General features: G+C 42.2%; 22 protein-coding genes and 1 pseudogene. 14 read left to right on the top strand and 9 right to left on the bottom strand.

Annotated features, from left to right (window positions below; all coding sequences use genetic code 11):
• Positions 1–29: 29 nt before the first annotated feature.
• The 5 genes from FJU10_RS02130 to FJU10_RS02110 form a co-directional block, all read right to left on the bottom strand.
• Positions 30–1,784, bottom strand: a complete 1,755-nt coding sequence (locus FJU10_RS02130; protein WP_010747846.1) for an ABC transporter ATP-binding protein — start codon at positions 1,782–1,784, stop codon at positions 30–32.
• Positions 1,781–3,511 carry an ABC transporter ATP-binding protein gene (locus FJU10_RS02125; RefSeq protein ID WP_077452695.1) on the bottom strand — a complete coding sequence of 577 codons (1,731 nt, stop codon included), beginning with the start codon at positions 3,509–3,511 and terminating at the stop codon, positions 1,781–1,783. The genes FJU10_RS02130 and FJU10_RS02125 overlap by 4 nt, the downstream gene beginning before the upstream one ends.
• A 15-nt stretch (positions 3,512–3,526) precedes the next feature.
• Positions 3,527–4,066 carry a GNAT family N-acetyltransferase gene (locus FJU10_RS02120; protein ID WP_140965037.1) on the bottom strand — a complete coding sequence of 180 codons (540 nt, stop codon included), beginning with the start codon at positions 4,064–4,066 and terminating at the stop codon, positions 3,527–3,529.
• 149 nt (positions 4,067–4,215) lie between these two features.
• A complete protein-coding gene (locus tag FJU10_RS02115; protein WP_140965036.1) occupies positions 4,216–4,575 on the bottom strand; it encodes a hypothetical protein in 360 nt (119 codons plus the stop codon).
• A 72-nt stretch (positions 4,576–4,647) separates the two neighbouring features.
• Positions 4,648–5,580 (bottom strand): helix-turn-helix transcriptional regulator, encoded by a 933-nt coding sequence (locus tag FJU10_RS02110; protein WP_140965035.1) that lies wholly within the window; start codon positions 5,578–5,580, stop codon positions 4,648–4,650.
• A gap of 77 nt (positions 5,581–5,657) precedes the next feature.
• On the opposite strand from FJU10_RS02110, the gene FJU10_RS02105 reads away from it, so the two are divergent.
• The 8 genes and pseudogenes from FJU10_RS02105 to FJU10_RS02070 all read left to right on the top strand — a co-directional run bounded on the left by FJU10_RS02105 (position 5,658) and on the right by FJU10_RS02070 (position 13,915).
• Entirely contained in the window at positions 5,658–6,122 is a 465-nt protein-coding gene (locus FJU10_RS02105; protein WP_077452691.1) for a VOC family protein, read from the top strand.
• Between the two features lie 193 nt (positions 6,123–6,315).
• Positions 6,316–7,455: an LCP family protein gene (locus tag FJU10_RS02100; protein WP_140965034.1), complete on the top strand. Its 1,140-nt coding sequence runs from the start codon at positions 6,316–6,318 to the stop codon at positions 7,453–7,455.
• A gap of 181 nt (positions 7,456–7,636) precedes the next feature.
• Complete coding sequence (locus FJU10_RS02095) at positions 7,637–8,551, top strand: cation diffusion facilitator family transporter (RefSeq protein WP_189372208.1); 915 nt, start codon at positions 7,637–7,639, stop codon at positions 8,549–8,551.
• Positions 8,552–9,316: 765 nt separating this feature from the next.
• Positions 9,317–11,982: pseudogene (locus FJU10_RS02090) on the top strand (cation-translocating P-type ATPase).
• A 211-nt stretch (positions 11,983–12,193) separates the two neighbouring features.
• Positions 12,194–12,601: a MarR family winged helix-turn-helix transcriptional regulator gene (locus tag FJU10_RS02085; protein WP_140965033.1), complete on the top strand. Its 408-nt coding sequence runs from the start codon at positions 12,194–12,196 to the stop codon at positions 12,599–12,601.
• A 14-nt stretch (positions 12,602–12,615) separates the two neighbouring features.
• Positions 12,616–13,251 carry a nitroreductase family protein gene (locus FJU10_RS02080; RefSeq protein ID WP_008378805.1) on the top strand — a complete coding sequence of 212 codons (636 nt, stop codon included), beginning with the start codon at positions 12,616–12,618 and terminating at the stop codon, positions 13,249–13,251.
• 14 nt (positions 13,252–13,265) lie between these two features.
• Complete coding sequence (locus FJU10_RS02075; protein WP_081118137.1) at positions 13,266–13,553, top strand: putative quinol monooxygenase; 288 nt, start codon at positions 13,266–13,268, stop codon at positions 13,551–13,553.
• A gap of 2 nt (positions 13,554–13,555) precedes the next feature.
• Positions 13,556–13,915: a DUF1304 domain-containing protein gene (locus FJU10_RS02070; protein WP_077452684.1), complete on the top strand. Its 360-nt coding sequence runs from the start codon at positions 13,556–13,558 to the stop codon at positions 13,913–13,915.
• Positions 13,916–14,046: 131 nt separating this feature from the next.
• Here FJU10_RS02070 and FJU10_RS02065 read toward each other — a convergent pair whose 3' ends face one another.
• Positions 14,047–14,649, bottom strand: coding sequence for an ECF transporter S component (locus FJU10_RS02065; RefSeq protein ID WP_081117009.1), 603 nt, complete (start codon positions 14,647–14,649; stop codon positions 14,047–14,049).
• Positions 14,650–14,759: 110 nt separating this feature from the next.
• On the opposite strand from FJU10_RS02065, the gene FJU10_RS02060 reads away from it, so the two are divergent.
• The 3 genes from FJU10_RS02060 (at position 14,760) to FJU10_RS02050 (ending at position 19,099) form a co-directional block, all read left to right on the top strand.
• Entirely contained in the window at positions 14,760–15,380 is a 621-nt protein-coding gene (locus FJU10_RS02060; RefSeq protein ID WP_081118135.1) for a TetR/AcrR family transcriptional regulator, read from the top strand.
• Positions 15,381–15,745: 365 nt separating this feature from the next.
• Complete coding sequence (locus FJU10_RS02055; protein ID WP_140965032.1) at positions 15,746–17,221, top strand: NlpC/P60 family protein; 1,476 nt, start codon at positions 15,746–15,748, stop codon at positions 17,219–17,221.
• Between the two features lie 33 nt (positions 17,222–17,254).
• Positions 17,255–19,099: a glucosaminidase domain-containing protein gene (locus FJU10_RS02050; protein WP_140965031.1), complete on the top strand. Its 1,845-nt coding sequence runs from the start codon at positions 17,255–17,257 to the stop codon at positions 19,097–19,099.
• Between the two features lie 68 nt (positions 19,100–19,167).
• Here FJU10_RS02050 and FJU10_RS02045 read toward each other — a convergent pair whose 3' ends face one another.
• The gene (locus FJU10_RS02045; RefSeq protein WP_223272948.1) at positions 19,168–19,671 is read right to left on the bottom strand and encodes a hypothetical protein; all 504 of its coding nucleotides are present in this window, start codon (positions 19,669–19,671) and stop codon (positions 19,168–19,170) included.
• A 614-nt stretch (positions 19,672–20,285) separates the two neighbouring features.
• Here FJU10_RS02045 and FJU10_RS02040 point away from each other — a divergent pair.
• From FJU10_RS02040 to FJU10_RS02030, 3 genes are all read left to right on the top strand, one after another.
• Entirely contained in the window at positions 20,286–20,648 is a 363-nt protein-coding gene (locus tag FJU10_RS02040; protein ID WP_223272947.1) for a DUF7006 family protein, read from the top strand.
• Between the two features lie 141 nt (positions 20,649–20,789).
• Entirely contained in the window at positions 20,790–21,557 is a 768-nt protein-coding gene (locus tag FJU10_RS02035) for a putative ABC transporter permease (RefSeq protein WP_140965030.1), read from the top strand.
• 205 nt (positions 21,558–21,762) lie between these two features.
• Positions 21,763–22,959, top strand: coding sequence for a 3D domain-containing protein (locus FJU10_RS02030; protein WP_081119560.1), 1,197 nt, complete (start codon positions 21,763–21,765; stop codon positions 22,957–22,959).
• Between the two features lie 261 nt (positions 22,960–23,220).
• Here FJU10_RS02030 and FJU10_RS02025 read toward each other — a convergent pair whose 3' ends face one another.
• Positions 23,221–24,378, bottom strand: a complete 1,158-nt coding sequence (locus tag FJU10_RS02025) for a helix-turn-helix domain-containing protein (protein WP_262984543.1) — start codon at positions 24,376–24,378, stop codon at positions 23,221–23,223.
• A gap of 89 nt (positions 24,379–24,467) precedes the next feature.
• Positions 24,468–24,689, bottom strand: coding sequence for a hypothetical protein (locus tag FJU10_RS19190; RefSeq protein WP_223272945.1), 222 nt, complete (start codon positions 24,687–24,689; stop codon positions 24,468–24,470).
• Positions 24,690–25,076: the final 387 nt, after the last annotated feature.

The raw sequence follows: 25,076 nt of genomic DNA, 5'->3' as shown, positions 1-25,076 counted from the left end.
TGAGCTGGTGGGGGTTGTTGTATGGATGATCAATGTTGGAATTGAGCATGGTACAGGCGATAGTAATAGCCTTGTTCTGCCAGTAATTCTTCATGGGTTCCTTGCTCCACGATTTGACCGGCATCCATTACAAGGATCTTGTCTGCTGCTCGAATCGTTGATAACCGATGGGCGATCACAAAGCTGGTTTTGCCTTCCATCATTTTCAAGAAAGCATCTTGAATTTTTTTCTCAGTCAGAGTATCAACCGAACTGGTTGCTTCATCCAAAATCAGCATGGGTGGGTTGCTGATCATCGTGCGGGCGATCGTCAAGAGCTGCCGTTGCCCGTCAGAGATCTTGATCCCTTGATGACCGATCGGTGTATCTAGTGTTTCTGGTAAGCGCATCACATACTCATACATATAGGCATGCTTTAAGGCATCGTAGATTTCTTCATCTGTGGCAGTGTCATTGCCGTATTGCAGGTTTTCTCGTAAAGAGGCATCAAAGAGCCACGTATCCTGCAAGACCATTCCGAAGCTTTGCCGTAATTCTTCTCGTTTCAACTGACGAATATCAGTGCCATCGATCTTGATTGCCCCTTTATCGACATCATAGAAACGCATCAATAAATTGACTAACGTCGATTTACCAGCACCAGTTTTTCCGACGATCGCGACGGTTTCTCCAGGTTTTGCGGTAAAAGTGAAATCTTCAATCAATTTTTGACCAGGATCGTAAGCAAAAGAAACCTCCTCAAAGGCAATCTCGCCTTTGATCTCACCCAGTGATTGAGATTCTTGGTCATCGGCTGTTTCGGGCTCTTGATCCAACAGCTCAAAGGTTCTTGAAAGTCCAGCCAACGCCGTTTGGATCTGGGTGGTAATTCCCGACAATTCAATGAATGGTTTCGAAAACTGACTGGAATAGATCGTAAAGCTGGAGATCACCCCAACCGTGACGGCACCTGAACCAGAAAAGTAAAGCAGACCGCCGACAAAGCCGACTGACAGATACGCCAAGTGATCGACGAATCGTGAAAGGGGATTGGTCAAAGAAGAAGAAAACTGTGCCTTTTGCCCTCGGACATTCAATTCTTGGTTGATCGTTTCAAAACGGTTTTGGTTGATGGTTTCTCGATCAAAGGCTTTGACGATTTTTTGATTGCCGATCATTTCCGTAACAAAGCCTGAAATTTCGCCGACGATTTCTTGTTGGCGAGCAAAATGCGATTGAGACGTTCGTGCCACGATCCAGTTGACCAAAAAGATGATCGGGGTCGAAACCAATACGACCAACGTTAATGGCACACTCATTTGCAGCATGACGACTAAGGCAATCAAGACGACCGAAATACCAGAGAACAACTGGTTAAAGACTGCAGCGACGGCAATGGAAATATTGTCCATGTCGTTGGTAAAACGACTGACGATGTTGCCGTGGGAGTTTTGGTCATAATAGCGCAACGGCAATGTATTGAGATGAGCAAAGCCTTTTTTACGCAAATCGGCGACGGATAAATACGCCACGCGGTTGCCTAGTCGCTGGATCAACCATTGACTGACCACAGTCACTAAGACCACTCCGGCAAACAAAAGCAAAATACGATAGAGGGCGCTGAACTGCACTTGATCGGCACCTATCAGCTGATCGACGGCTTGACCGATCTGATACGTCATATAAACCGAGGAGACACCAGCAGCGATCCCGAGGACAACTGCCGCCCAAGTTTCCTTCGCGTAGGCAGTCAAATAAGGGAGGTAGCGACGAAAGGCCGACCAATCGAATGATTTCTTTTTCATGCTTCTTCCTCCTCTGCCTGTGATGCCACGATTTCTTGGTATTCTTTTGAAGATGCCAACAGCTCTTCATGGGTCCCTTTGCCTACCAAATTCCCTTGGTCTAAGACTAAGATCTGCTGCGCATCTTGGATAGAGCGTACCCGTTGAGAGATAATGATGACCGTACCACGAATGCTTTCTTTTAAAGCCATCCGCAAATCAAGATCGGTTTGATAGTCAAGGGCGCTTAGAGAATCATCCAAAATCAAGATATCTGGTTTAGCGATCAATGCTCGGGCAATTGTTAACCGTTGTTTTTGTCCCCCAGAAAAGTTCTTGCCACCTTCAAAAATCGGGGTATCCAGTTGCTGCGGCAAGGCTTCAACGAAGTCACGGCTTTGAGCGATTTCGAGTGCGCGCCAGCATTCTTCATCGGTAGCATCTTTTTTGCCCCATTGCAAGTTTTCTCGAATCGTTCCCGTAAACAGCACGGCGGTTTGAGGCACCATGGCGATTTTTTGGCGTAATTGCTGTAAAGGCCATTTTCGCACATCGTGCCCGTCAACGATCACTTTGCCATCTGCCACATCGTAGAAGCGGGGGATCAATTGGGTCAAGGCAGATTTCCCACTACCGGTTGGTCCAGTGATACCTAAAATAGACCCCGGTGCGACTTGGAAATCAATGTTTTTCAAAGCTAACCCGTATTCTTTTGAAAAGCGGAAATCCACATGTTCAAAGCGAATCGCTCCGACGTTGTTTTTTGGCTGATCCATAAAGACTTCTGAAAGTTCATCGCCGATCGACGGCTCAGTGGCTAACACTTCGTTGATCCGTGAACCTGATGCTGCTGCACGGGTAAAGATGATCACTAAGTTGGAAACTACGATCAACGCTAAGAGCATTTGATTCATGTAATTGACCAGTGCCAGCACTTGTCCTTGCTGCAAATTGCCAATATTGACTTTGAATCCACCGATATAAAACAACGCGATAATGCCGACATTCATGATCAAGGTGGTGGCAGGCGTCAATAAAGCGGACAGATTTGTGACCCGTAAATAGACATCACTTAAATCATCAGTTGCTTTATCAAAGCGTTTTGTTTCCGTTTTTGTGCGGGCAAAGGCTCGAATCACCCGAATCCCGCTTAAATTTTGACTCACTAACTCATTCAACTCATCTAAATGGACTTGAACTTTCTTATATAATGGCACGGTTTTGGCGATGATCCAGAATAAGACGATACAAAAGAGCGGTAAGACGAGTAGGAAAATCAAGCCAGCTTGCCAATCAATGACAAAGGCCATAATCACGGAACCGATACTTAAGAAGGGCGCCCGGACCACCAGCCGAATCAGCATCGCCAAAGCAATCTGCATCTGATTGATGTCGTTGGTCATTCGAGTAATCAACGTATCAGTACCGAATAAGTTCAGTTCGCTATGGGAAAGGGTGTTGATTTTTTTCATCAAGCGATTGCGTAATTCTGTCCCGAATCCTTGAGAAGCGACGGAAGCATAATACTGACAGATGACGGCACAGATCATGCCTACCACGGACATCACGATCATCCAGATCGTCATTTCAACGACCTTCGACCAATTGTTTTGCCGTAGCCCCTCATCGACTAAAGCGGCCATCTGCAAAGGCAGGACCAATTCAAACACCGCTTCTAAAAATTTGAAAAACGGACCAAGAATAATCTGTTTGCGATAATCCTTGGCATAGCGTAACAAGCTTATCATAAAAAACCTCCTAAATTATTTCGGATGAGCAGGATATTCACTGGCTAAACAGGCAAAAACCAAACTATCGGTCCATTCCCCCTTGTTCCACCAGTCTTGGATAAAATGTGCTTCTTGGCGCAATCCAATGCGTTGGCAAAGCTTAGCTGAGGCCTGATTGCGGGCGTCTAGCGTCGCTTGGACCCGATGGATCTTTTGACTGGCAAACAACCAGTCCAACAATTTTTTCAAGGCTTCTTGAGCAAACCCTTGTCCGCCAAATGACGGATGGAAGGCATAGCCAATTTCAACGGAAGACGGCTGACCAGTAAACCATACCGACAAATCGCCGATGACCGTTTGATCGTGTAGTACCGCCAAAGAAAGACCTGCTTGGTCCGTCAAAGCGTGCTGTTGGCATTTTTTGGCAAAAACCGCCGCTGCCGTTTCTGTCTGCCAAGGCTCATGAAGTAAGAAACGGCAAACTTCCGCTTGCTGATAAATAGCAAAGGTATCGGCAAAATCACTTTCTTGGAACGGGCGGATCGTTAACCGTTCACTTTCCATACATACCATAGACAGCCTCCATTTCTTTAGGGACATCTTACCATAGAACGAAATAGCCGAAAACATTATCAGAAAAATACAACAATATTCTTGTAAAAGCATGTAAATTTCATGAAAATTATTTCTTTTAAAAATAGAACTTGCCAGTTGCTGCCTATTTACCACGACTGCCAGCGGGCAAGAAAGGTTTTTTGCCAATCGCCCAAGGGCAAGATCACTCGCTGCATTTGAAAACGGTAGGTTTCCCCTCTATAAATGAAACGAATAGGAACCAGCATGCCCACCACCGGATCTTTGTGCTCTTTTGTTAACTCAGCAAGCGGCACGATTTTGTGCTGCAGGACTTTTGTCGAGAAAAGATTCAATGCCAAAATCGTCAATTGCTGATCATCTAAGACGAGCAGGCTACGGCTGGTGATGGCATTGAAGGACTGCCATTTTGCATAGCCGATCACAGCTCCTTCCGTCAAATAGGGGGCTGCCAACGCTTGGAAGGTTTTTTTATTTAAAAGAAACATGGTAGAAAACTCCTTATAAGTAAGAATCGGTTCAGGCAGAGTGTCAACCATCAGCGAACAGCGTGAAGACGCTTAGTCAGTTGTAAATGGCTGCAGCATCCGCCGAGCTTTTTCAGTATACGCCTGTTTGAGGACTAACGGTTCGATTTCTTTGATGGTTGGCCCAAATTGCAAGAGAAAGTCAGCTAAAAAATCAAGCTCATTGTCGGCAATGTGTCCTTCTAAGCAAAGCTCACTAGGACGTTCCACCACTGCCATATCAGGATATTTTTCTTGCCACAAGCGTTCCTTTGCCGATAGATCAAAGCGGATGTGATAGCCCAGTGTTTGTGTCAACACTTGTTGCTGCAGCTGTTTTTCCGCTAACTGTTGCAAGGTATAGCCTTTTTTTTCAGCCGGAGTAAGTCTCTGCATTGCATCGCAGCGATAGCGGCGAAAAGCCTTCTTTTGACAATCATAGGCCAAACAATACCAGTAACCAGCACGAAAATCCAGCTGATAGGGCTGAACAGTCTTGCACGTTTTTTGATACCGCTGATAGCTAAAGTGGATGACTTGTTCTTGTACGATCGCTGAAAAAAGCGCTGAGAGGATCGGTGCACTTGTCAATTGAGGAACTCCTTGAAACGAAACCGCCGTCTCCATTTTTTCTAGCCACTCGGTGTCTCCTTGGTAAAAAGACTGCAACAGTTTTCGCCGTAATCCTTGATAACTTCGATCAAAAGGAGAATCGGATAATTTTTGCAAGAGCTGTAAAGCAAAGAAAAGGGTATACCGTTCATTTTTGTCAAAGTACAACGGGGTCAGTTGATTTTTCAAAATCTGATAGCCGCCATATCGACCGACTTCTACTACGAGAGGCAAACCCAGCTCTTCCAACGACTGGACATCGCGGACGGCTGTGCGTTTTGAGATCGCGAAGGTTTCCATTAAATCGGCTAGATGAAAAGTGGCTTTTCCTTGTAAATACAATAGTTCTTGGGTTAAGCGTTCTGATTTTTTCATTTCTTTCTCCAATGGTGCCAAGTTTTGGCAAGATTCACAGTTACACTTATGGTAACAAGAAAAGGAGGAACCAACAAATGATCGAACCAAAAATCGCTTTGTTTTTAACGTTAGACGGCAAAGCCCAAGAAGCCATTCAGTTTTATCAAGAAACACTAGACGCAACCCTCTTATTTGCCATCACCAACCAGGAGTATCGTGAGAGACTTGATCCAACACTGGAGATTCTTGCGGGACAAGAACAGTATCTTTCTCACTCCATCCTACAGATCGGAGATTTCCAGTTGCAGCTGGCAGACAATCCATTAGTTGAAGGAGAGGCCATTCAGCTAGGGAATCACTTATCCTTGAGTTTGACGATAGACGATACCAAAATAGCTCAGAAGCTTTATCAACGACTAATGGAAAATGGCAGTCAGATGATCCAAGCACCTAGTGACAATCCATTTGCGTTTTTTTATGCTAGTGTTCGGGATCCTTTTGGTGTAATTATTCAGCTTACTGTCGAGAAAGAAGTTGATCCGTCCAAAAAAGGCGAATGAGAAAACTCGTTTTTTAATAAAATATCCATAGAAGTTGACTATTTATCCAACTTTCTTTCATTGTCAGAATTATTTTTTAGGAATGTTTAAAGGACTTCACAGAAAAAGAATAAAACTTCTTAAAAAAATAGGCGGATCGTAAAAATTCTGGTACAATCGGGGAGAGCAATTCAGGAGAAATGAAGGAGGCACTATGGATAGAAAGACGAGATATAAACAGCAAAGAGCCCACAAAGCACGCAATAAGCGCGTGATTATTGGAGGAATCTTTCTTTTCGCCATTGCAGGCATCGTTTTATTTGCCGGCTATACGTATTATGCAGCAAAGAATTCAGTGGATAAAATGTTTAAAGAATCCGCTGTAATCAGTTCCAATAAGAGCAAAGAGGACAACTCATTGAAAGCTTCTGACGTGAATTCAAAGTTTGGGATCTTGTTAATGGGTGTTGATAATGACGCGGAACGTGAAAAGACAGAACATTTGGACAGTGCTCGTACCGACAGTTTGATTTACATGGTGTACGATGGCGAAAATAAGAAAATCGATATGGTCAGTCTCCCAAGAGACATTTGGACCAACATTTATGATGGAACAGGAACTGGGACAATTGCTACTACAGCCAAGATCAATAGTGCATTCACAATTGGCGAAGAAGACGCAACGATTGAAACAGTCCAAAACTACCTGCAATTGCCAATTGATTATTACGTAAACATCAACTTTACGAGTTTTGAGAAAATCATTGATGCGATTGGCGGAATCACTGTTGATGTGCCTTACGATATCAACAAGAAATATACTTCAGATAACACCGGGGAAACATTGATTCCAGAAGGTCGTCAATTGTTGAACGGTGAGCAAGCCTTGATTTTTGCCCGCATCCGGAAAATGGATACCGATGTGGACCGAGGGAACCGTCAGCAAGAAGTCATTGAAGCAGCGATCCATCAAGCTTTGAAAATCAATAATGTTACCAAGTACCAAGAAATTCTAGACTCAGTCAGTGAAGACGTCAATACAAACTTCAAGTTTGAAGACTTAGTATCTTTAGCTGGTAATATGTTGTCTGGGTTCGATATTCAAAAACATACCTTTGAATGGTACGATGGGGAATCTTATGATGGACAATCGATCGTATATATTCAAGATTATTCTTACAACGAAATTCGTAACGATATGCTGAAAGCCTTAGGTCAAGCACCATCAGATTCACAAGTAGATGCCAATACAGAAACACAAACCGGTGTTGGAAACGAAACTGGAACCGAAACAGGTGCAGGAACTGGTGACGGATACGGCTCGGAAGTCGTTGATGACGGAACCGGCTACTAAACAAGAACAAAAAGTCAGGAGCAATCCTGACTTTTTTTAATACCCTCAGTCCGTCTAACAATCGATTGGAAACAGGGGCAGCCTCTCAAGTCACTTTCGTTTTCATCTAAGAAGCGCAGTGCTATGCTTGAGAAAAGAGACAGCTTGTTGCAGCGAGTTCGACATCGGAGGAGGAACCATAATGGAAAAACAACAAGAACAAAAAGCCCGAAGAATCGTCTTGTTGACCCATGTCTTAGGCTTGATCATGAAAGCCATTGGGTATTTCCTTAGCGGCAGTGCAGTCTTGATGAACGAAAGTATCCACAGTATGATCGATTGCATCAATCAAGGGCTTCTTGCCATCGGTGAAAACCGAGCACAGCGAGGGCGCAGTGAGCTGCATCAGTTTGGTGAAGGACGAGCGACCTATTTTTTTAGTACCGTGGTTGCCATGACGGTTTTTTTAGGCGGAGGCATCTTAGCCGTTGTCGAAGCTAGCCGTGATTTGCTGGACCCCACCCATGAGGTGGAGCAGATTCAGCTAGTAGCAGCAATCTTATTCGTCAGTTTGTTTATTGAAGTGACTGCGGTTCAAGAAGGCTGGCAAGAAGTCAAAGAACAAAACAAACAAAAACAACCCCTCGTCCGTTTTTTGAAAGAAAGCCGGGATTCTGATTTACTTTTAGGCTTTACGGAAAATCTATTTGCCTTAGGGAGTGTAACGATCGCCATCGCAGGAATCTTATTGACCGCTTTGACGAACAATCCGATATTTGATTCCCTCGGAGGCATTTTAGGTGGACTGCTGTTGATTGCTGCCGCTGTCTTTTTAGCCAAAGAATTTTATAGCCTCTTGATTGGCGAAGGGGCATCCACTTCGGATTTAATGGCGATCAAACAAATTTTAGCCGATCCTGCAATCATTCAAATCAAAGATTTGCGAACCCTTCATCTAAGTCCAGAAGAACTTTTGATCGTCGCCGACCTTACTTTGAAACTAGCACCTGATGAAGAACCGAGTTCGTTTATCGATACTATTGAACAGCAGATCAAACAGGCTTTGCCTGAACTAAGGGTCTATTGTTATATCGAAAGCGAAGAAGTTGCTTCTTAAACTAGTAGACTGAAAAGCATTTCGCCGGTTGCTGATATCTCACCATTTTGATGAATGTTTTTTAGTATTGCCGACCTCGTGGATGGCTGCCGAAGTTCGATGATCTATTTTTGCTTCAAGCTTTGAGGATAACCAGAATCTAGATCGTCAAACAAAAGGGAGTCTTGTTTTTTTCGTTTTTTATAGCAAAAAGAAAGAATTTTATTTAAAAATTTGTTTTTTTTGTTAAAATTAAGTAAGAATAGTGAGCGCTCATTTTTTGAGTTATTTTTTTGGCATAGTTGTAACAATGTAAATCACAACATAGCTAACGCTCAGTTTCTCAAGAAAATGCCGTAACAAGTGCCTTTTTGCATTGCTGAAATGACCAAAATTCTACAGCAATAGTTGTATTACCCATTTGGTCACGTCTGTTTTTTTTCACCACTTGTGAAGCAAAATCCTTTGCGAACATCTTCATCCATGATAGGTTAGAAGTAGGCCGGATGGTTTTTTCACAAAGTACGTACATAGAAAGATCACTTGCGACGATTAAAAGATGCGATTTCATTGCTCGCAAAACGATCGATGCTCATCACACATACCTTTTCCCTCAGCCAGTCAACCTGCGCTTGCTTTTCTTATTGGTTATCTTCCCTTCATTCAGCAATTGCCTGGACCGATTCAAATCAAAAAAAATGACTGTGCAAGGTATCTGTACCGATTTATCCCTTCAGAAACGTGAAAACCCTCGGCAAGAAGTTTACAATTAAAAGGAGGAATTTGATGGAAAAATTTTACCAGCAAAAGACTGAAGAGACCTTGAAACATTTTGAAAGTGACCGCAAGCAAGGCCTAAGCGGGAAAGAAGCCGACAAACGCTTAGAAAAATACGGAGAAAACACGATCCAGCAACAAGAATCCCTTTCTGTATGGGAATTGCTGTGGCATAACTTGAACAACTTGATTGTTTATCTCTTGCTAGCAGCTGCGTTACTCTCTTTTGCGATGGGGGAAACGGTTGAAGGAATTGCAGTATTGATTGCCGTGGTGATTGCTGTAATGACAGGCTTCATTACAGAATTACGAGCACAAAAATCAATTGATTCACTTCAAAGCATGATTTACACTACCGCAAAAGTGATTCGTGATGGAGAAGTAATGGAGATTGAGTCGGCAAAAATCGTACCAGGCGATATTCTCGTTTTGGAAGAAGGGGATGCTATTGCCGCAGATGCCCGCTTACTTGAAACGAGCAACTTTGCCTGCATCGAATCAGCGTTGACCGGTGAGTCAGAAGCTGTGGAAAAAGATGCTCGAGAAACCTACGAAGAAGATGTTCCATTAGGCGATCGTCGCAATGTCGTTTTCGCAGGAACTGCGGCAACTCGGGGAAATGCGTATGCCGTAGTGACAGAAACTGGTATGAAGACCGAAGTTGGAAAAATCAGTGATATGCTGACCGGTGACAAAAAACGTCAAACACCATTAGATATCGAATTGGATAAGCTTGGAAAAGCAATCATTATTGCAGCGCTTTTTGCTGCGGTGGCAGTTTTGATCGCTGGGGTACTGACGAATCAGCCATTTGTCGAAATGATCCATATTTCGATTATTTTAGCGGTCGCAGCCATTCCTGAAGCCATGCCAGCCGTTTCGACGATCACATTGTCTCGTGGGATGCGAACGATGGCTGAGCACAAAGCCCTTGTCAAATCGTTATCAGCCGTCGAGACTCTTGGCGCCACCAGTATCATTGCCAGTGACAAAACGGGGACGCTGACAGAAAACCAAATGACGGTCGCCGAGATCATTTTAGGTTCTGGGGAAATGTTCAAAGTGACAGGAAATGGGTATGAACCCAACGGAAAATTCTACAAGGCAGACTCGGAGGATGAAACCGAGATCGATGCAACCAATCATGATGCGCTGCAAGGGATGATCGAAAACGGTGCTTTATGTACCACCGCCACTTTACGTGAGAACGAAGGGCAATACGAGATCCTCGGTGATCCAACAGATGGCGCGTTCGTCGTTTTAGGTCAAAAAATCGGCATCGATCGCCAAAAAGAGCAGGATAACGGTCTGAAGAAAATTGCAGAAATGCCTTTTGATTCCGACAACAAATACATGGTGACCGTGTATGAAGAAGAGCAACGGACATTGATTATCAAAGGGGCACCAGATGTCTTAATTGATTTAGCTGATGCTGATGCCAAAGAAAAGGAACAGCTCCATGAATACAATGACACGTTAGCCAGTCATGGGCAGCGGGTGATCGCTGTCGGTTGCATCAAGGATTATCAAGGTGGAACGGACGAAGCAGAGCTGAAAGCAGCATTGCGGCAAATCAAGATCCAAGGCTTTGCGGGCATCGTCGATCCGCCACGAACAGATGTCAAAGAAGCAGTGAAGGTCGCCCAAGAAGCGGGGATCCGAGTGAAAATGATCACTGGAGACCATCCGAAGACAGCCTCCATGATCGCCAAAGAAATTGGCTTAAAAGACCATGAAAAAACTATGACGGGGCGTGAGATCGATGAATTGGCAGGGCAGGAAGGCTTTAACGAAAAAATCGAAGAAGTGGCCGTCTTTGCGCGAGTCTCACCGAAAATAAATTACAGCTTGTGGAAGCCTTGCGTGAAGAAGGCGATATCGTTTCTATGACTGGCGATGGCGTTAACGATGCGCCGGCACTCAACGGCGCTGACATCGGGATCGCCATGGGGATCCGCGGCACAGAAGTAGCCAAAGAATCTTCCGATATGATTTTGACGGATGACCGTTTTGGAACGATCGTCGATGCCATCAAAGAAGGACGCATCATTTTTGACAACATCAAAAAATACGTCTCCTTCCTGTTCTCATGTAATATGGTTGAGATCGTGACGATCTTTTTAAGTGTCATCTTCTTGATGCCAATGCCAATTCAACCGCTGCATATCCTTTTCTTGAATCTAGTTATCGATATTGCTCCAGCGATGGCGTTAGCCTTTGAACCAGCAGAAGACGACATCATGAAACGTCAGCCACGTTCGAAAGCTGATGGCCTCGTCAACAAGCGCTTCTTAGGACGCATCATTTTAAGTGGTGTTGTAATTGGTTTGGTGGCGTTTGGCTTTTTCAACTTCCTGATGTTGACGGATCACGAGTTGCTTTATGCGCAAACAGCGACCTTTACCTTTATGGCAGTGGCGCAATTGATGCATATTTTCAACGTTCGTAAGAGCAGCGGCTTTGGTTTAGACAAAACCCTCTTGAAAAACAAACCGTTGATGGGGGCCTTGCTCCTTTCCGTCGGCTTGCAGCTTTCAGCGGTCTATGTACCGTTTATGAATGAGCTATTAGACACGATGCCAATTCAAGCCGGCACGTGGGGGATCATCTTCGCTGCTGCAGCGATCTCCACATTGATCGTCATGGGCTTGAAGAAACTCTTCCAATTAAAATAAAATAAATTCTCCAGTATTGACTCAATACTGGAGTAACGAAGACCTGCAGCCTAATGGTGCACCTTCATCAAAGGATTTCTGATTCGATCCTTGATGAAGTTCGCCTAACTGCGGGTCTTTTTTTTGCTTACTCTTTACAAGCAAAAGAAAATGACTTATACTTGACTAGTCAACAGTTGACTAGTCAATGATGAAAGGAGCGGTTGATGCAATGAATTTACGTGAGCTAAGCGGATTGCTGTATCGGATGAAAATCGTGAACCAGGAATTAACGGCGATCTTTGAAAAAGAGACCGGCTTTAGTCTGACCCGTTATCAGTTGCTGCAGTTTTTGAATGAGCAAGGACGCTGTACCCAAAATCAAGTGCAGAATGAATTGAAGATCGATAGTGCAGCGGTCACGCGGCATTTGAAGATCCTCGAAGAAAAACAATTGGTGACTCGGGAACGAAACAAAGACAATAACCGCGAGATTTTTGTTTCTTTGACACCGAAAGCACAAGCCGATTTGGCTAGTTGTGCTTCAAAGCATGCCAGCTCTGAGGAGTCGTTAGGCATCAATTTGACCGAAGAAGAAGAAGCCCAGCTTCTAACATTACTTATGAAATTAGTTCCATGAAAGAAGGCAAACCCATGACAGAATACAGCAACAACAATTTTTCAGAGATTACTTTTGGCCGAAAATCGGTCCGTGTCTATGATGAAACCTACAAAATCCCCCATGAAGAAATGTTGACCATGATCCAAGAGTCAACGACAGCACCTTCCTCAGTCAATATGCAGCCTTGGCGTTTTGTCGTTGTGGAAAGCGATGAGCAAAAAGCAAAATTGAAACCATTGATTCGTTTCAACGTCCGTCAAAATGATACCTCTTCTGCAATGGTCTTGATTTTTGGCGATATGCTTTGTCATGAACTAGGAGAAGAAATTTATAACAAAGCAGTAGCAGAAGGCAAAATGCCAGCGGAGGTTCGTGACCAACAATTAGCAGCGATCATTCCGCATTACGAAAATCTTACAAAAGAACAAATGAATGATGTGGTGAAGATCGACGCTAGTTTAGCAGCGATGCAATTTATGTTAGTTGCGCGGGCACATGGCTATGAAACCAACCCAATCGGTGGCTTTGAAGCGGATCAATTAGCAGAAGCTTTTGGCTTAGACAAAGAGCGTTATGTTCCTGTCATGATCCTTTCAGTCGGAAAAGCCAAAGAATTAGGCTATGAATCCGTTCGGTTGGACGCAGAACAAATTACGACATTCCTATAAGAGGAGGAAAAACGATGGAAATCATCAATGCAACGTTTTACATCAAAGAAGAAAAGCGAGCAGATTTTTTAGCCGCTGTTACCCTATTATTAGCATCGGCGAGAACTGAGGATGGCTGCCACGGCTATCATCTCTATGAATCATTGGAAGAGAACAATCGGTTTGTCATGGTCGAAAAATGGGCGAACCAAGAAGCGATCACCGCCCACAATCAAAACCCGCTGCTGCAACAATTATTCCAGCAAATGCCTGACTTTGCAGCCAAACCGAGCGAGATCGTTGTCGCTCATCAAGGAGAATAAAGATGACGATTTTATCGACGATTTTGATTCTACTGGTTGCCTTAGAGTTTTTCTATATTCTCTATTTAGAAACATTTGCTACTACGTCCAAAGCAACGGCGCGGGTCTTCAACGTGACGAAGACAGAACTTGAGCGACCGATCGTGGTGACCTTGTTCAAAAATCAAGGAGTTTACAATGGACTGATCGGTTTGGGGTTACTGTATAGCATCACCTTTGCTTCAGCGCCTTTAGAAATCAGTCGTTTGCTGTTGATCTACATTATCTTAGTGGCTGCATATGGCAGTCTGACTAGCGACAAGAAAATTATTTTGACCCAAGGCGGTCTAGCGATCCTTGCCTTGCTGTCCACCTTTTTTTAACCAATAATACAAGAAACCCCGAATATAGAAAGCTATTCTATAGAATAGAAGCTTTCTATGTTCGGGGTTCTTTTAATGTTTGGGCAAAGAGTACTCAGAACGTGAAAAAAATGATAGGATAAGAGAAGGGACTAACGATTTTCTGGACGTAAACTGGTTGCCGCAAATAAGGCTTTTACTAGAATTGGGGTTAAGACCGCAGCTGTGATCACCTCAGAGATTCCATTTGTTACAGCGATTCCGCCGAGGGTCACGAACAAAGCCGAAGCATCGACACCATAGGTATTAGCAACTAAGCTAGTATACAAGGTTCCCATTAAGGTTAAGACCAGAACCGTATTGGTGATGGTCCCAAAGATTGCTGCAACAATCGACGCAGCGACGACTTTTTTTGTCTTCTTGTAAATGATCGTAAATAAGAGACCAGCCACTAAGCCAACCAACACACGGGGAATCACCGAGATGATTGGATTGGTGAAAACGGCAATGTCTAAGGGCGTTGTTGGAGAGGTAAAGGCGCGAATCATGGTAAAAATACCCCAGACTAAGCCAATGAACATCCCGTCTTTTGTCCCTAAAACGATGGCAGCGACGATCACCGTGATATGGATGATCGTTAAACTAGTGATACCGATCGGAATAAATCCAAGGAAAGGTACCATCGTCTGTAAAATAATAATAGCTGTCAAAATGGCACGAATGACAAGGCGATAGGTTTTGCTTTTTGTATTCATTGTAAAAACTCCTTTTTTTATAATGACACTCGTGTCATTTTTAAGTTAGGTTGATTATACAACAAAATGACACTCGTGTCATTCATAATGTGATGAAAGGAGCCAAAAAAATGGCGAAGAAGCAGCAGAGCGAATTGACTACAGCTGAAAAGAAAAAACAACAAAAGCGTGATTTGATTCTTGAAAGTGCCAAAGTCGTCTTTAGTAAGAAAGGCTTGATCGATGCGACCATGAAGGACATTATCGAAGAGTGCGGCATTAGTCGCGGTGGCATTTATTTGTACTTTCGTTCGGTGGATGAGATTTTTTTGGCAGTGTTAGAGCAGCGTTCCAAACGAAAATTTGATGATGTACGAGAGATGATTATGGAGCAAGTGCCCTTTGAAACGATTTTAAACAAATATTTTTCCGACCATCGCAAACGTCTACTCCACAGCATTTCTGACGGTATGCTGCGAGCCGTCTACGAGTATTACTATACGCATAAAACTGAAGCCTCCAGTTCACTGCAGCAAGCACAACTTTCTGAGACGAAACGGACGATCCATGAGATCTTTCAAGTCGGCGTTCAGCAAGGTGTATTAAAAGATGAAAACTTGGCAGTGATTGCCGAAAACTATATGTTCGTGATTGAAGGATTAGGGATTTTGGCTCTGACTGGTCATATCACTGAACAGACTATTGACGACCAAATCGCCGTGATGCGGCAATTACTGCCATATCGCAACTAGCACAGACAAAAAACGCGCTCTTTTCTAGAAAACACTAGGAAAGAGCTTTTTCTTATGAATAAGATTTTGTAAATCAAGCATATTTTGCAAAAAATTAATGTAATAAAAGTGAAATCTAAAACATGATTTATTTTTTCTTAAGAAAAAGAAGATTTTCTATGAAGTTTTCTTGAAGAGTTGATAGATAGGGATTGATTCAACTTTAATGACTTTTTTTACTGGGGAACAATCAATAAAAAAACATTTGATATTTGTGTAACTAAAATGTAAATCGCTTACGGATTGGGTTTGTAGATGAACTATGTTAAAATGAAAATGGTCAAATAAATGAAAAAAAAGTTTTTAAATTGAATTTGGAGGATCAGATGAAGAAGAAAATCTTTGCAACAGTATGTATGTGTGGCATTGTCTTGTCATCATTCGGCGGCCCTATGACCGTTTTTGCAACGAATCATGACCAATTGATTGAACAAAAAAATAACGAGATTGATCAGTTGAGACAGCAGCGCCAGAGCGTACAAGGGGAAATTGACGGATTGTCTGAGGAAATTGATTCACTGAATCAAGAAACAGCGACCATTTTAGCGCAGCAAGGTGATTTGCTGCAAGAGATAGAAGGATTAGACCAAGAAATCAGTCAATTAGAAGAGCGAATCGCCAAACGCTCAGAAAACATTGAAAAACAAGCCAGAGAAACACAAATCAATGGCAAAGGCGATCATTTTTTAACAGCGGTATTAGAAGCGGAGTCTGTCAGTGACCTAGTCGGTCGGGTGCATGCCATGACGACGATCATCCGAGCAAACAATGAAGTGATTGAACAGCAAAAAGCTGACCAAAAAGCCGTTGAAGAAAAGCGCGCAGAATCACAAGAAAAAGTCGCAGAATTGCAAGCAGCACAGAGTCATCTAGAAGCGCAAAAAGGTGTCTTGGAAGCCACTCAAGCAGAATTGAATGTGCTAGTCAGTAACCTAGCCTACGAAGAAGCAACAAAAGAAGAAGAGAAAGAACAGCTGCGTGCGGAAAAAGAAGCTTATGAAGCGGAGCAAGCAAGAATTCGTGACGAAGCAGCTCGCGTTGCTGCTTTACAAGCCCAAGCGGAACAAGCGGCGCAACAGCAAGCAGAACAAGCGGCTGCGGAAGAAGCAGCCTTGAATGAAGCAGCTGCTCAGGCGGATTCAACGGAACCTGAAATAGGAGCAGAAAGCCAGGAATCAGTGGAAGAGCCAGAAGCGCCAGTAGAAACACAACCAGAGGAAACGCAAGGATCTGAGTCGGCTGAAACACCAGAGGCTCCAGAGGAAACACCAGTAGATACACCAGAAATTCAAGAACCAGAAACACCAACAACACCAGCAGCACCGGAGACGCCAGCGGATGGTTCACCTGTAACTCCTGCACCGACGCCAGTGACACCAGCGCCTGCTCCGACACCAGCGCCGACACCAATCGTGACGCCACCGACAGCGCCTTCCGCACCAGCTTCAACAAATGGTGCCGCGATCGTTGCCGAAGCCTATAAACATATCGGAAAACCATATGTTTGGGGTGCCAAAGGACCTGACAGCTTTGACTGTTCTGGATTTACTCGCTATGTCTTTTTACAAGTAACAGGTAGAGATATTGGCGGTTGGACGGTACCACAAGAAACAGCCGGTACAGTGATTCCAGTCAGCCAAGCGCAACCAGGAGATCTTTTATTCTGGGGTTCATCAGGAAGTACGTATCACGTAGCCATTGCATTAGGCGGTGGTCAATATATTCACGCACCACGACCAGGACAAAACGTTTCTGTTGGTAGCACTGCTTACTTTACACCTAGTTTTGCAGTGAGAATGTAAGGTTTAACTGGATGTGGTTTTAAGGAGAGACAAATGGAAGAAAGAAAATTGATTCGCAGACGAGCGATGAAACAAAAAAGAGGAGTGTTTTACCGCAAAAGTGCAGCCACAACGGCTGCACTTGTTAGCACGGTGAATATTTTGCCAGTGAGTGTCTTAGCTGATACGCTTGAGTCAACAGAAGCGCAAAATGGCGTTCGGGTCGTTGAAACAGCTGACTCATCGCAAGATACCTCAACACAAGATTCAGTGATCGTTGTAGAAGACAACACAACGAATGATGAATCGGGAACACAAGACAATTCCGATTCCTCAAATGTTGACGTTGTGGGAGTGCCAGAAAGCGAAGATATACCTGAAAGGGTACCGGCAGATGACACGGCTTCCGAACAAGAAGAGACAGAAATAGAGAGCGACATCCCGGTTCTTTCAGAAGAAGAGCGGATTGCCATTGAAACGAAGGTGATGCCGAACTACAACAATCCAATGGCACGTTCTACCAATCAACAAGCCTTTATTCAGCAAGTAGGGCCGATGGCCCAAGAAGTGGCGGGAGCAAATGATCTGTATGCTTCGGTCATGATTGCCCAAGCAATCTTAGAGTCCGGTTGGGGCCAGTCCACACTGACCACTCTTGCGAATAATATGTTTGGCATCAAGGGATCTTACAATGGACAATTTGTAGAGATGCAAACGATGGAAGATGACGGGAATGGCAATCTTTATCCGATTATTGCTAAGTTTCGAAAATATCCCTCGCTAAAAGAATCCTTTCAAGACAATGCCCACGTTTTGAAAACCACCTCATTTTCGCCAGGTGTTTTCTTCTACCATGGGGCATGGAAGTCTAATACCAGTTCTTATCGTGATGCGACACAGTGGCTGCAAGGACGTTATGCAACCGACACGTCTTATGCAAGTAAGCTGAATAACTTGATCGAAACCTACAATTTGACCCAATACGATACCTCAAGCGGTGGCGGTTCGAATAATAACAACAATAATAACAATTCTGAACAAGCCATCAATAAGCAATTCAGGACAAATGCAGCGCTAAATATCCGTTCAGACGCTTCCACCAGTGCCTCGATCGTTGGTTCACTGGCTGCCAATGCGACGTTCCAAGCAGTTGCCCAAAAAAGCGGAACCAGTGTCAACGGTAATACGACCTGGTATCGGATTCAAGGTCGTGGATGGGTAAGTGCCGCTCATGTGACAGAGATCTCATCAAATACGGGTGGGAATGGTAATAACAATAATGGGAATAACAACAATACCGAACAAAGTATCAATAAAGAATTTCGAACAACGGCGGCTCTAAATATCCGTTCAGATGCATCAACTAGCGCCTCAGTCGTCGGCTCGTTGGCGAATAATACGACCTTTCGAGCTGTCGCTCAAAAGACCGGAACCAGTGTGAATGGCAACAATGTCTGGTATCGGATCCAAGGCCGTGGGTGGGTAAGTGCCGCCTATGTCAGCGAAGTAAGCTCAGGAAGTAACAATACCGAGCAAAGCATCAATAAAGAGTTTCGAACAACGGCGACCTTAAACATCCGTTCAGATGCTTCTACTAGTGCCAACATTGTCGGCTCGTTATCAAACAACGCCTCTTTTCGAGCCGTTGCCCAAAAGACCGGGACGAGTGTCAACGGCAACAATATCTGGTATCGAATTGAAGGTCGTGGGTGGGTAAGTGCCGCCTATGTTCGAGAAAATAACACCTCTTCAAGTAGCACCACTCATACGGTGCGTTCGGGAGATACCTTGTGGGGAATCTCGCAACGGTACGGTGTAACAGTAAATCAGTTGATGCAGTGGAACAATCTTTCTGGTTCATTGATTGTGGTAGGGCAACGACTAGTAGTAAGTAGATAAAAAAGAAAAACATCTGTAATCATTTTTTGCGATTGGACGCAAAAGTGGTTTACAGATGTTTTTTTTAATTATTCTTCTTTGAAACTATTCATGATCGCTGTCAGTTCATCTTTTGAGGAGTCATACAAACTTTCCAATGTCCAACCGTATAACTGCACATAATTATTTTCTGTTTCAAGGACATAATAAATATAGTGGATATTTAGCCCTTCAACGGTTGCTGGGAAATCAACGAAATAGGCTTTGGTGTCAGGAATTGGTAAAAAGGTGGCAGTCGTATCAAAGCTCGTTGCCAAATTTTCTTGAACCAACCCGAGATAAGTTTCTAAATCGGCGAAATCTTGCTTTGATTCAACGACAGCAGCTAAGTACTTCGTTTCTAATGCATCTGACAACATAAAATCATTGTCAGGATTCAATGAAGTGAAATCTGGTACTTCTTGCCAATTGCTAGGTAACGCAATCTTGTAGTTTGTACCACTGACCCCTGTGATGGTTTGTTCTGAACTTGGTAAAGCAGATTCGCTAGATGAGGCCGTTGCTTCTTGATTCATTTCTGTGGAAGATGTCATGGCCATACTTGAAGTGCTTGCACTTTGCGAACTTTCTCCCGCCGAATCTTCTTTTTTTGTGTACATCCAGCAAAAAGAAGTGTAAACCCCAACAAACTTAAAACAACACTTTTTTTCATTATTCTCACTTTTCCCTTCGTATGTGCTTTCAAATAACCAACATTATTTAGTTAATCGTATAATAGGAAAGAAAATAACGCAATAAAATATTCTCAGTTATTGCATGAATAAGGTGAAATTTATTTTTCTTGATGATGAAAATAATGAAACAAAGTCAAAAAATAAAAGATTATAAAGGCTTGTTTTCACTTTTTTCCTAGATGGATGCAAAAGTTGATTATAAATATGAGAGTAGTTTTGATATGCTTAGTATAAGAAAGGAAGCATAAAAAAAATGGTGAAGTTGAAAATTGCATGGAATGCATCTAAAAATTGATCGTATTCTTTTTCTTTATTGATGCAAAATATATGCTTTATGTTCTTATCAAAAAACTACTTTATATGGGGAATTCCAAGCGAAAGTAAAATAAGATTTCCCCGAGAAATCAACGAACATCGCAGAACGACAGTCATCTCTATTGGGGAAAATTGGTTCAATAATATACTTAGGGGGAATGAAATTGCTATATCCATCAGTTAATGAATACTTAAAAAAAATGCGTGAAGGTCTATCGCCAGCTGATATTCGAGAGGATATGCCAGTTGTTTATTCTTATTGGTTAGAACAAGAAGCAGAACTGAAAAAAATTTTAAAGAATCGAGAAACAACTTTTTGGACAGATATCCAAAGAGTACTTTTGATTGATGCAAAATTGGTCTTGTTGCGTAGCTATATCAATGATTACGATTTCCATGGATTTTCAGAGGAGGAAATCATTGCCAACGTAGAACAAGATCACTTTACTTTCAACAAAGAATTATGTGGATATAGTTTAAAGGAACAAGTCCATCCATCCATTATTTTTGGGAATCAATAAAAGCATAGGAAACAATAAAATGAGCTGTTCACTGAGAGAACGTCACTTTGAACTGAAAATGAGATAGCTTACTTTGTGGTATGATGAATAAGAAAAGTACCGCAATAATACGTCATCATTTTTTGAAAGGAGTAAATATGTATGTTCGAATTTGAACGAATTATTTTATTGTTTTTTTGCTACTCATTTATTGGCTGGTTGTGGGAAACGATTTATTGCTCGATAAAAGCAGGTCATTTTGTTTATCGAGGTTTTCTGGTCGGTCCCATCACACCGATTTATGGCTTTGGTATTTTAGGCGTTGTCTACCTATTACGACCAATTCATCAACATATTGTCTTACTTTTTTTTGCAGCCGCAATACTAGTAACTATTTTGGAGTATGCCACGAGTTTTCTATTGGAAAAACTGTTTCACGCTTCATGGTGGGACTATAATAATGTCCCTTTGAATATCAATGGGAGAGTAGCACTGCCAATCTCCGTATTTTGGGGAGCGTGCTGCGTGATCATCGTTCGATTTATTCATCCCCAGATGCTAGTTTTTGTTCAAACATTAGTAGAACATACAGGATTTTTATTGCCAGTTATCTTGTTGATGATCCTTTCATTTGATATGGGGTATACTTTGGCAAATTTGGTTGCCTTTCAGAAAGCTGTGCAACAAGTCAATCAAGCCTTTGAACAACACAAAAAAGAGCTGGCTGAAAACATTGAGCAATATAAAAATGATTGGCAAGGGCGATTTGCAGCATTTCCAGAAGAATGGCGCATCTTAAAACAGAATCTACCGAAGTTGAATTTCCATCAAAGAAGACTCTTAAAAAACTTTCAAAAGTTAGAAATCAATCAGATAAAAAGCAGCCAAGAATTGTCGCGCTTCATCGAGGCTATTCGTAGAAAAAAATAGCATTGTTACGATAGTGTTACAGGAAATAAACCCTTATCAAAGCTGATTCTTCCCACTTCTGTCTGAAATCCAATGGAAAAGACTGTTAAAACTCCCACTTTTACGATAATTTGTAACAAATTGTAAAAGTCTTGCAATAAAATTCTTCTTAAGAATTTGTATAATAGGATATGTTGGAAACCATAGTGAGAAGTGAGGGAATTTTTTGAAGGCAAAGAAACTACGAACAATCGTTGTCGCTGTCTTTGCGGCAGGAATCGTTTCTCCCATCTTTGCGCAGGCTGAGTCACTTGAATCATTGCAAGAGCAAGAAAGTGCCGTCATGCAGCAAAGTCAGGAAATCAGTACGGAAGTGCAGATTGCATTGACTGATGTGAATGCGAAATACAGCGAAGTAGAAGAGTTAAAAGCTCAAATCGCTGAAAATGAAGAATCATTAGCAACAACCAAAGCAGAAATCAAAACTGCACAAGAAACAATTGAAAAGCGTGAAGCAGTCGTTGCGGAACGTATGAAAGACATCCAAGTCAATGGTGGGGCAACCAGAGATTGGACCGTCCTATTAGAATCATCGAACATCCAAGATTTCATCAATCGTGCCTATGCCATGACGATGCTGCAAAACTTGGAAAAAGAAAAGATCGATTCATTGACGGCTGAGAAAGAAAAGCTTGAAACATTAGAAGAAAAAGCGCAATCTACCCAGCAATCGTTGAAAGAAAATCAAACAGCACTAGAATCAGAAGCCAAAGCGCTAGATTCAAAAATCGCCAATCTTCAAGCGCAGTTGAAAGAAAATGAATCAACCTTGGCTCAAATCGCTTCAAGCAAAGAAGCTGAAACTGCTCGTTTAGCCGCTGAAAAAGCAGCAGAAGAACGTGCAGCCAAAGAAGCGGCAGAACAAGCAGCGAAAGAAAAAGAGGAAAAAGAAGCAGCACAAGCGGCTGAACGTTCAAGTTCTTCTGAATCACAATCGTCTGCATCATCTAGCAGCAACACGACTGAAAGCAGCACGTCATCATCGAATAGCTCTTCAAGCAGTAACAGTAATAGTAGCTCGAATAGCAGTTCAAGCAATACAAGCAACAACAATACTAGCAATAGCGATACAAGTAGTGGTCGGACATTAATGATGGAATCAACTGCCTACTCGTATAAAGAAGCTGGTGCGAGCTTCTTTACCGCAAGTGGTACAGATTTACGTAAAAATCCAATGGCAGTTGCCGTTGATCCAAGCGTGATTCCGCTAGGCACTTTGGTCAATGTTGAAGGCTATGGCGTAGCACTAGCACTTGATACTGGTGGCGCGATCAAAGGGCACATTATCGATGTTCACTTTGATAATGTAGCACAATGTATCCAATGGGGACGTCGTCAAGTAAAAGTCACGATCTTAGATTAATCATAAAAAAGAAGCAGAGGCCTGCTTCTTTTTTTTGGCTTTTCTTCAATAAAACAGAGTGCCGTAAATACCTGATTTGTGGGGTATTTCGAGCACTCTGTTTGATTATCTTTAGTCAGTCAAAATATCTATGTTTTAAATAAATCACAATCCCTTCGATTCCCATAGATGATCGTTTCCGGCAAGAACGATCATTATAGAGTCGCCTCAGACTGCCAAATAATAACAAAGAAAAAAAGAAGAAAGACACCAGTAGCAAAATTAACTATTGAAATTCGTGTTTAGTTTCGCTTCTAAAGCTTCCCAGTCATAGTCATCCGGAAAGGTTTTAAGGAACAGATAATCAATGTTCTGGGCGTACTCAGTGATGTATTCCGTATAGTTCGTTACGATCAAATCGATCTGATTCTTTTCTAAGTATGCTTGCGACAATTCGTTGGAATCCGGGAAATAAAAGGTACGAAAACTGCGCAAATAACGGACAGACTTGCACTTAAGTAATTGGCATAGATAATAAGGACCTTCAAATAAAAAGGCAATATTCTTTTTTTCTTGCCAATACAACGATCTGATGGAGGAGATGTACATTGTTAAACTTGTACTCAAGTGATTCAATGTCTCACTATCCCAAGTATCAAGTGCTATAGGTTGCGTGAACAAGTAAGTTTTAAACAATTGAAAATCATCCGGGTAACTATCTTCTACAAATTGGATGGCATCAGAAATCATGTGGTTTAGCAAAGGTGATAATAATTGTTTGATTTTTGCTACGGTAAAGAATGATTCGATCAAAAGTTGATCGCGAGCAGGATCTGGTGAATCGGGTAAGCAGTCGTTTACAAATAATGCCGCAAGTTTTTTTAGTTCAGGCCAATGGTTGTATTCTTTGCAAAACGTATGTTCAATGGTCAGGTTGCTGATCGATCGCCGTGTTTTCACTAATAAAAATAAATAGAGCATTTCCCCATAAGGAAGTTCTCTTTGGTATTGCTCCTCGATGGCCTCGTTGATTTCGGAAAATAACTTGAAATCATTGTAGTTTTCGAATATAGCTTTGACTGGCTTTGGTAAGGAGATAGGCTGACCAATGCAATGCCGTTCGAAGGTGATATACAAATAGTAATTAAACTCACCGAAAGAGCAAGTATGTTGATTCAGCTGATAGCACTTTGAAAATGCACTGGCAGTGATGTTTTGAATCGCGATGGGCGGAAAAATCGTATGGCCAGTAATCTCGGATTCATAGTAGAAATCATGAAAAAATTTGCGAATGTTGATTTCTTCCCCAACAAAGCTGACTGGGTTGGTTTGAATTTCCAAATGATAAGAGGAAAAAATGGGTTGGACCTTTCGCAAATACCGCAAAACAGTACTCTCAGATATATGATATTTTTCTGCCCATTCAGAAGAAGTAAGCAAATCGTGATGAAAAATACTTTCAATGATATGGAATAAAATCTCATCGGCAATCAAAGCACGTTTTTTTGTAAGGTAATCAGAAGAATTTTTTATAGAAAAAAATACCCTTTGTGTGAAGAATCGATCATAAGGCAGTCACCAAAGTGTTCTTTTAAATTCGTAATATCTGTCATGATCGTACGAGTCGTACTTCCTGATGTCTTTGCTAAGCCGACAGTTGAGCAATGGTGATTTTTTTCGAATGCCATTAAAATTTTCAGCCATCGAATCGTAGCCGTATTTGTAATGAAGTTATTTTGAAAATTTCTCAAGATGCAGCTCCTTTCATGAAGAAAAAGCAAAACTCTTTCTTATACATCTTAAAGAAACTAGGGATGTAAAAACAAATCACATAATTCATCGATTGGTGAAATATATACCTGAGCCTGTGTAAGATTTTTTGCGTTTTCTATAAATCATCTGACGATCAGCATATATATAGGTAGAAACACTTTTTTTTCAGCCTCTCAAAGAAGATAAATGGAAATTAATTAGCAAAAGAGACGTCAAGGTAATAACTTTTTAGCGTAGGAATAAAAATTGAACGATTAATTATGTTTCGAGGAAACTGATAGAAGATGAAAGAAAACGGAATTGAAGAGAAAAGTCACTTTTCGAAAGACAACTTATAATTTTAACAGGAATGATTGACATAAATA

It is taken from the genome of Enterococcus sp. OL5 (assembly GCF_006491895.1).
In the GTDB taxonomy this organism is placed as follows: Bacteria; Bacillota; Bacilli; order Lactobacillales; family Enterococcaceae; genus Enterococcus_D; species Enterococcus_D innesii.
Note: the sequence above shows the minus strand (reverse complement) of the source record. Positions and strands in the feature narration are given on the sequence as shown.

What these genes read in the sequence shown, in the direction of transcription:
- FJU10_RS02130 (WP_010747846.1), bottom strand. Translation starts at nt 1,784, where the DNA reads ATGAAAAAGAAATCATTCGATTGGTCGGCCTTTCGTCGCTACCTCCCT.
- FJU10_RS02125 (WP_077452695.1), bottom strand. Translation starts at nt 3,511, where the DNA reads ATGATAAGCTTGTTACGCTATGCCAAGGATTATCGCAAACAGATTATT.
- FJU10_RS02120 (WP_140965037.1), bottom strand. Translation starts at nt 4,066, where the DNA reads ATGGTATGTATGGAAAGTGAACGGTTAACGATCCGCCCGTTCCAAGAA.
- FJU10_RS02115 (WP_140965036.1), bottom strand. Translation starts at nt 4,575, where the DNA reads ATGTTTCTTTTAAATAAAAAAACCTTCCAAGCGTTGGCAGCCCCCTAT.
- FJU10_RS02110 (WP_140965035.1), bottom strand. Translation starts at nt 5,580, where the DNA reads ATGAAAAAATCAGAACGCTTAACCCAAGAACTATTGTATTTACAAGGA.
- FJU10_RS02105 (WP_077452691.1), top strand. Translation starts at nt 5,658, where the DNA reads ATGATCGAACCAAAAATCGCTTTGTTTTTAACGTTAGACGGCAAAGCC.
- FJU10_RS02100 (WP_140965034.1), top strand. Translation starts at nt 6,316, where the DNA reads ATGGATAGAAAGACGAGATATAAACAGCAAAGAGCCCACAAAGCACGC.
- FJU10_RS02095 (WP_189372208.1), top strand. Translation starts at nt 7,637, where the DNA reads ATGGAAAAACAACAAGAACAAAAAGCCCGAAGAATCGTCTTGTTGACC.
- FJU10_RS02085 (WP_140965033.1), top strand. Translation starts at nt 12,194, where the DNA reads ATGAATTTACGTGAGCTAAGCGGATTGCTGTATCGGATGAAAATCGTG.
- FJU10_RS02080 (WP_008378805.1), top strand. Translation starts at nt 12,616, where the DNA reads ATGACAGAATACAGCAACAACAATTTTTCAGAGATTACTTTTGGCCGA.
- FJU10_RS02075 (WP_081118137.1), top strand. Translation starts at nt 13,266, where the DNA reads ATGGAAATCATCAATGCAACGTTTTACATCAAAGAAGAAAAGCGAGCA.
- FJU10_RS02070 (WP_077452684.1), top strand. Translation starts at nt 13,556, where the DNA reads ATGACGATTTTATCGACGATTTTGATTCTACTGGTTGCCTTAGAGTTT.
- FJU10_RS02065 (WP_081117009.1), bottom strand. Translation starts at nt 14,649, where the DNA reads ATGAATACAAAAAGCAAAACCTATCGCCTTGTCATTCGTGCCATTTTG.
- FJU10_RS02060 (WP_081118135.1), top strand. Translation starts at nt 14,760, where the DNA reads ATGGCGAAGAAGCAGCAGAGCGAATTGACTACAGCTGAAAAGAAAAAA.
- FJU10_RS02055 (WP_140965032.1), top strand. Translation starts at nt 15,746, where the DNA reads ATGAAGAAGAAAATCTTTGCAACAGTATGTATGTGTGGCATTGTCTTG.
- FJU10_RS02050 (WP_140965031.1), top strand. Translation starts at nt 17,255, where the DNA reads ATGGAAGAAAGAAAATTGATTCGCAGACGAGCGATGAAACAAAAAAGA.
- FJU10_RS02045 (WP_223272948.1), bottom strand. Translation starts at nt 19,671, where the DNA reads ATGACATCTTCCACAGAAATGAATCAAGAAGCAACGGCCTCATCTAGC.
- FJU10_RS02040 (WP_223272947.1), top strand. Translation starts at nt 20,286, where the DNA reads ATGAAATTGCTATATCCATCAGTTAATGAATACTTAAAAAAAATGCGT.
- FJU10_RS02035 (WP_140965030.1), top strand. Translation starts at nt 20,790, where the DNA reads ATGTTCGAATTTGAACGAATTATTTTATTGTTTTTTTGCTACTCATTT.